The following is a 5,796-nucleotide window of genomic DNA, read 5'->3' on the forward strand; positions in this document are numbered from 1 at the left end:
GGCATTCAAGTACTGTGGCGAGGTTGGTTAAAATTACACGATCTCTGTGAGGGTTGGCAGCTTGCAAAAGAGACTTAACGGGAAAAGTCAGAAAGGCATTGGATGCCAATTTGCCAAAATTGTTCAGGTTATTCTCCCATACTCCGACTCTACAAGAGTCAACAATTTCTCTTCCACAGCAGTCAGATAAGGACGGTTCAGTTTACCCAACGACTGCAACAGACTTTTGACTGTCTCCTCCAACGCACTCGAATACACTCGACCAATGCGATCACAAATCACCTGCATCTGCTCACATTCGTTCGGCAGGTAGTTGAAAGACTTCAAGTGTTGCAACCCAACCGTATACTCGCTATCCCAGGTTCTGACAGTGCAACTGAATTCGCCCACATAGTTTACGATGCCCCAGCACCCACCCTTGCATCTGAGTTCTGGATTGTCTTTGGCTAAAATTTGGCACACTTCGCCGATTTGGTAGGTGTTTGCTACTTTCGTGCGCTCCATGATCCTCTGCACTACATCTTTGACAATACGATGAGATGGTACTTTACCTTTAGCAGACTCTACGGCTTGCTCCCATGCTTCGGGTTGAATGTCCGGGTCTAGCTTGGACAGTGGCCTGATTTGCCACTCATTAGTCGGCAGAATGTGATCGTTCCGATCACAATTTTCCAGTAAATTATCAAAAATCACTGCTGCTTCCATTAAAAGGTAGGGTTGTCGTCGGCTATAACCAAAACGATCGCGGCAGTATTCCTCAAAAGTACCGTGCGTGGAACGATATAATCTGCGATCACGTAACTCCGTCAGCGCCTTCCCCGCTTCAAAAAATGCTCTTTCAACTTTACGCTCTAGGTGAAGGCGATCGCTAATTTCCTCCTCCGTTAACTCTGGAACTTCAACAGCAGTAACCGTAATTGTCGCTGAACCTGGGTCTTCTTGCTGGGAGATATCTTCGTTTGCAGAGTTAGCTGCTGAAGTTGAATTGGTAAATGCGGCAGAGGTGGCTTTGTTGCTCTTACGGGTTGATTTATCCATAAAGCCACCTCTAGGCTAATATTTAAGCGGCTGACTGTCGATGCTCTACCAAATCAAGTAAAGGAGGAAATATTCGGGATTTATCACTAGAAACCAGTACAAACACTGCATTTGTCGAAAAAGGTTCTTGAATATAGTTGTAAAGAATCACAAATGCTCTGGTAGTTAGGTAATGAGCATTTCTCAGTAAAATCACAACTTTGCTTTCTTCTGACTCTGCTACCAAAATTTTTACTTGCTCTATGAGCCTTTCAATATCTTGAGCTTCATAAGTACTGGCGGCCTCAAAATCTATGATTTGGTCACATATAAACGATGTCATTGCTTTGCCTCTGTATCTTCAATTTTCTCAAAAGTTCCATCAGCACGTCGCCGCCAACCGTCCACAATTACATCATCTTCAGGATTACAAGGTTTTGAGGAATCGCGCCAGTCGTAATCAACAGTTTGATCAGACGATTCTTGCTTTTTGTCAAGTATTCTATCCTGATTAGATTCGTTCTGTTCAGTCATGCCGTTTTTCTTGTCAATAGCAACCTTATTCTCAGAATCATCCTTATTTGGCTATTGTGCAATTTTTTTCATGCCGCACCTCTATTGCCATCAATGACAATCATGTGTGCTTGACGTTTTATTGATTTTGGCGACTCACTTTTTCCTTCTACTTCCTCTGAAGCAGTTTTTAACACCTCATCATTTGATGAGTGGCCAGTTTTGTCATCAATATTGTTTGGTCGCCATTCCAAAATATCTCCAGGCTGACATTCAAGTACTTCGCAAAATCTCCCCAAAGCATCAAATGTAATTGAGGCAGCTCTTCCTTGTTCAATTTTTTGAATATTTTGCAGGCTGTAACCAGTTTTCCTCGCTAGCTCATTTTGAGACAAGCCTTTAGCTTCTCTCGTCTTTTTCAGTTTTACAAGCACAGGCATTTCCTAATTCTTACTCCTTAAAGTAGCACTACTTTCAGTTGGTTATCTATAGTGTGTGTATCCATGAGCAATTTTAATGATTACTAAGAGTAGCATCACTAATCGTAATACAAAAGTTGACTTTAGACTATTGCTGACTACTTACAGTAGCGCTACCATAAGTAGTATGCAAAGAAAAAACAAATACAGAAGACGACCGACTAAGCCTGAGAAACTTCCGCGATCGCCTTTTGTTCCAATTAATTATGGAGATTTCAATTATGACCCATGTCACATACACCGAGCAAGCCCTTTCCTGTTATAACCTTCCCCGCCTTAAAAGAATCGCTACCGAACGCGGCGTTAAACCCACTGGCGACAAAAGAGCGGCTGACACCTGGGTAAACGCAATCATTACGCATCAATCTGCCCAAACTCACAAAGTCGCTGACGAACAAGCCGAACTCAACGGGTTCATCACTGCCCAAGCCCAAGCCATCGCTCCCGAACCACTGACAACGGTCGAAATCAATTCCTATCACTATGAGGTCTACTGTGGGAAAGAACTTATCGCCTACATTGCCGAGGATTATGACGACTTAGCAACACAACCTTATTGAATCTCTTTGGCAATTTCACTCCTACTTCGGGGACAGTTTCAAAGTCGAATGTCCGACTGGATCGGGAAATGAAATGACTCTACGAGAAGTGGCGATCGCCCTTTCTCAACACTTAGTGGGATTGTTCCAACGTGATGAATCCGGTCGCCGTCCCATCTATGGCGGCACTGAAACTTTTCAAACCGATCCCTACTGGCGCGACTACATTTTATTCCACGAATATTTTCATGGCGACAATGGTGCTGGAATTAGAGGCAGTCACCAAACTGGCTGGACAGGCTTGGCTGCTACCATGATTCTGCACAATGCCGAATATCGTGCCAAGGAGTGACAGTATGGAAAACTTTAGAAAACACCTGCCGGAATACCTGATGGAAGCGGCACTGCTGGGAATATTTTTGATCGTGGCAGGTGTGTTTACCATCGTGTTTGAGTATCCATCTTCACCTATACATCAAGCCCTTCCCAATGGCGATCTGCGGCGATTTTTAATTGGGATTGTAATGAGGACAACGGCGATCGCCTGATCTATTCTCCTTGGGGTGGACAGTCTGGTGCCCACATGAACCCAGCAGTGACCTTAACGTTCTACCATCTGGGCAAAGTCAAGCGGCAGGATGCAGTGTTCTATATCCTGTTTCAATGTCTGGGTGGATTGCCTGGTATTTATTTAGTGGCATTAGCATTTGGGGCAGAATTTACCCAATCGCCGATCCGTTATATTGTCACGGTTCCTGGCTCTCTGGGCTGGCTCGGTGCAGTGTTAGGCGAACTAGCGATCGCTTTCATAATATTATTCTCGATATGTTTTCTCAACAAAGTGGTATTGTTAGATCAACTTAAATCTGCTTTGTCAAAGTCACTTGCGTGCTAAGAGGGGACTGGGGATTGGGGGACAAGGGGACAAGGAGAATAACCAATGCCCAATAGGAGTTTTAGTCACCAGGCTTTACATCTGTACATGGTGGTGTTCATGAGGATTGATAGTTTACTTAGGGTTTATAAAAGAAAATCAATACGCGTTTTACCCTTTATACTCAGTTTGATACTGGTTTTGTTTATCGGAAACCGCACGATAGCAGTACCAACAAAATCCACAGAGATATTATGGGATACCTATGGTGTGCCGCACATCTATGGAAAAGATGACCAAAGTGCATTTTATGCCTTTGGTTGGGCACAAATGCAAAGTCATGGAGATTTGCTTTTGCGTCTTTATGGTCAAGCACGGGGACGCGCGGCTGAATATTGGGGAGAGAAAAACCTGGATTCAGATCGTTGGGTACAGACTACGGGAGTCCCAGAACGCGCCCGTTCTTGGTACAAGGCACAGAGTCCAACTTTTCGTAGTTATCTCGATGCTTTTGCAACTGGGATTAATGCTTATGCTTCCCAAAATCCTGACTTGATTAATGATCAAGTTGAGATGGTGCTACCAGTCAAGGCAGAAGATGTTATGGCTCACTTACATCGGGTACTAAATTTCACCTTTGTTGTCAATCCAGAGGAAGTATTAGACCTGAGCAAAGAAAAGTTGCAAGCAGGATCTAATGGTTGGGCGATCGCACCAACTCATTCTGCCAATGGGAAGGCGATGTTGCTAGCAAACCCACACCTACCTTGGTCAGATTTATTTTTGTGGTATGAAGCCCAAATCACTGCACCAGGAATTGATGCTTATGGGGCAACACTTGTAGGTATTCCCGTATTAGCGATCGCATTTAACAACAACTTAGGTTGGACTCACACCGTTAACACCTATGATGGTTGGGATATTTATGAACTCACACTGGCAGGTAATGGATACCGCTTTGATGACAAAGTTCATAACTTCCTTTCCAAAACTCTTTCCTTAAAAGTGAAGCAGAAAGATGGCTCCTTGCAAGAGCAACCATTAGTAGTGAAAAGTTCTGTCCACGGGCCTGTGATCGTCGAGAAAAATGGTAAAGTTGTGGCGCTGAGAGTTGCAGGTCTTGACCGACCGGGTGTACTTCAGCAGTGGTGGGATATGGCACGAGCAAAAAACTTTTCCCAGTTTGAAAAGACACTCCAGCGCTTGCAATTGCCAATGTTTACTGTGATGTATGCGGATAGAGAAGGGCATATTATGCACCTATTTAACGGTCAAGTTCCAGTGCGCTCTAGGGGTGATTTTAAATATTGGCAAGGTATAATCCCAGGAAATACATCTAAAACCTTGTGGACAAAAATTCATCCTTACAAAGATTTGCCGCGCATCGTTGACCCGAAGAGCGGCTGGTTACAAAATACAAATGACCCACCTTGGACAACTACATTTCCAGCGGCCATTAAAGCAGATAATTACCCACGTTACATGGCTCCTCGTTTCATGGATTTCCGGTCACAACGTTCTGTAAAGATGTTAGCTGAAGATAAAAAAATCTCTTTCGATAAAATGGTTGCAGACAAGTACTCTACTCGCATGGAACTGGCTGATCGGATTTTGGATGATTTAATTCCGGCTGCACGCAAGTACGGTCAGGACTTAGGGCAGCAAGCAGCTAATGTCCTGGAAGCCTGGGATCGGCAAGCCAATGCAGATAGTCGCGGGGCGGTATTATTTGCCTTTTGGGTAGAACAGATGCACTTAGATAAGGCGTTTAGTAAACCCTGGAATGAAAATTCTCCACTCACCACACCTGATGGTTTAGCTAATCCTGAAAGTGCAGTTGCAACTCTGCAAGCAGTAGCAGCACAGATAGAAATAACTTATGGGGAGATTGATGTACCCTGGGGCAAGGTTTTTAGGCTACGGTTGGGTGATGTGGATTTGCCTGGCAATGGTGCGGATGGTGGTCTGGGAATTTTTCGTGTACTCTATTTTGCGCCTGCAGAAAAGGATCAGTTTAAAGCCGTTGCGGGTGATTCCTATATTGCTGCGATTGAATTTTCTAACCCAGTACGGGCAATGGCAATAATTAGCTATGGCAATGCAACTCAAGGTGGATCGCCCCATATTAGCGACCAGTTACATATGTTCGCCAACAAAAAATTGCGTTCTGTGTGGCGCGATCGTTCTGATATTCTTGCTCATCTAGAAGAACGTAAAGTATTCTGAATCAGTAAGCGTGAGTACGTCACTTGAGGGAATCGACAAGAAAGCTATCGAACCATTAACCCTCTTTTGTTACTACGGGGAGAGTATAATCAGGAATAAAATCGAAAATAGTAAGTAACACAGATGGTTACGCTACGCAGGGAAGCAG

At 44.1% G+C, this 5,796-nt stretch carries 8 protein-coding genes and 1 pseudogene; 5 read left to right on the plus strand and 4 right to left on the minus strand.

Annotation, left to right across the window (positions count from 1 at the left end; all coding sequences use genetic code 11):
* Positions 1–123 precede the first annotated feature (123 nt).
* The 4 genes from V7L29_RS26620 to V7L29_RS26635 form a co-directional block, all read right to left on the minus strand.
* On the minus strand, positions 124–1,038 hold the full coding sequence (locus tag V7L29_RS26620; RefSeq protein ID WP_334737327.1) for a hypothetical protein: 915 nt from the start codon (positions 1,036–1,038) through the stop codon (positions 124–126).
* A gap of 22 nt (positions 1,039–1,060) precedes the next feature.
* Positions 1,061–1,360 carry a hypothetical protein gene (locus V7L29_RS26625; protein ID WP_334737328.1) on the minus strand — a complete coding sequence of 100 codons (300 nt, stop codon included), beginning with the start codon at positions 1,358–1,360 and terminating at the stop codon, positions 1,061–1,063.
* Positions 1,357–1,551 (minus strand): hypothetical protein, encoded by a 195-nt coding sequence (locus tag V7L29_RS26630; protein WP_334737329.1) that lies wholly within the window; start codon positions 1,549–1,551, stop codon positions 1,357–1,359. Before V7L29_RS26630 ends, V7L29_RS26625 begins: the two co-directional genes overlap by 4 nt.
* Before the next feature lie 68 nt (positions 1,552–1,619).
* Positions 1,620–1,970 (minus strand): helix-turn-helix domain-containing protein, encoded by a 351-nt coding sequence (locus V7L29_RS26635; protein ID WP_334737330.1) that lies wholly within the window; start codon positions 1,968–1,970, stop codon positions 1,620–1,622.
* 260 nt (positions 1,971–2,230) lie between these two features.
* Between V7L29_RS26635 and V7L29_RS26640 the strand changes: the two genes are divergently transcribed.
* The 5 genes and pseudogenes from V7L29_RS26640 to V7L29_RS26660 all read left to right on the plus strand — a co-directional run bounded on the left by V7L29_RS26640 (position 2,231) and on the right by V7L29_RS26660 (position 5,648).
* Positions 2,231–2,569, plus strand: a complete 339-nt coding sequence (locus V7L29_RS26640; RefSeq protein ID WP_334737331.1) for a hypothetical protein — start codon at positions 2,231–2,233, stop codon at positions 2,567–2,569.
* A pseudogene (locus tag V7L29_RS26645) lies at positions 2,562–2,900 on the plus strand (MGH1-like glycoside hydrolase domain-containing protein); the annotation flags it as partial. The gene V7L29_RS26640 and the pseudogene V7L29_RS26645, both read left to right, overlap by 8 nt.
* Before the next feature lie 4 nt (positions 2,901–2,904).
* A complete protein-coding gene (locus V7L29_RS26650; RefSeq protein WP_334737332.1) occupies positions 2,905–3,096 on the plus strand; it encodes a hypothetical protein in 192 nt (63 codons plus the stop codon).
* Between the two features lie 35 nt (positions 3,097–3,131).
* The gene (locus V7L29_RS26655; RefSeq protein ID WP_334737333.1) at positions 3,132–3,443 is read left to right on the plus strand and encodes an aquaporin; all 312 of its coding nucleotides are present in this window, start codon (positions 3,132–3,134) and stop codon (positions 3,441–3,443) included.
* 99 nt (positions 3,444–3,542) lie between these two features.
* On the plus strand, positions 3,543–5,648 hold the full coding sequence (locus tag V7L29_RS26660) for an acylase (protein ID WP_334737334.1): 2,106 nt from the start codon (positions 3,543–3,545) through the stop codon (positions 5,646–5,648).
* The last annotated feature ends 148 nt before the right edge of the window (positions 5,649–5,796 follow it).

This window comes from Nostoc sp. (genome assembly GCF_036916575.1).
In the GTDB taxonomy this organism is placed as follows: Bacteria; Cyanobacteriota; Cyanobacteriia; order Cyanobacteriales; family Nostocaceae; genus Nostoc.

What these genes read in the sequence shown, in the direction of transcription:
- V7L29_RS26620 (WP_334737327.1), bottom strand. Translation starts at nt 1,038, where the DNA reads ATGGATAAATCAACCCGTAAGAGCAACAAAGCCACCTCTGCCGCATTT.
- V7L29_RS26625 (WP_334737328.1), bottom strand. Translation starts at nt 1,360, where the DNA reads ATGACATCGTTTATATGTGACCAAATCATAGATTTTGAGGCCGCCAGT.
- V7L29_RS26630 (WP_334737329.1), bottom strand. Translation starts at nt 1,551, where the DNA reads ATGACTGAACAGAACGAATCTAATCAGGATAGAATACTTGACAAAAAG.
- V7L29_RS26635 (WP_334737330.1), bottom strand. Translation starts at nt 1,970, where the DNA reads ATGCCTGTGCTTGTAAAACTGAAAAAGACGAGAGAAGCTAAAGGCTTG.
- V7L29_RS26640 (WP_334737331.1), top strand. Translation starts at nt 2,231, where the DNA reads ATGACCCATGTCACATACACCGAGCAAGCCCTTTCCTGTTATAACCTT.
- V7L29_RS26650 (WP_334737332.1), top strand. Translation starts at nt 2,905, where the DNA reads ATGGAAAACTTTAGAAAACACCTGCCGGAATACCTGATGGAAGCGGCA.
- V7L29_RS26655 (WP_334737333.1), top strand. Translation starts at nt 3,132, where the DNA reads ATGAACCCAGCAGTGACCTTAACGTTCTACCATCTGGGCAAAGTCAAG.
- V7L29_RS26660 (WP_334737334.1), top strand. Translation starts at nt 3,543, where the DNA reads ATGAGGATTGATAGTTTACTTAGGGTTTATAAAAGAAAATCAATACGC.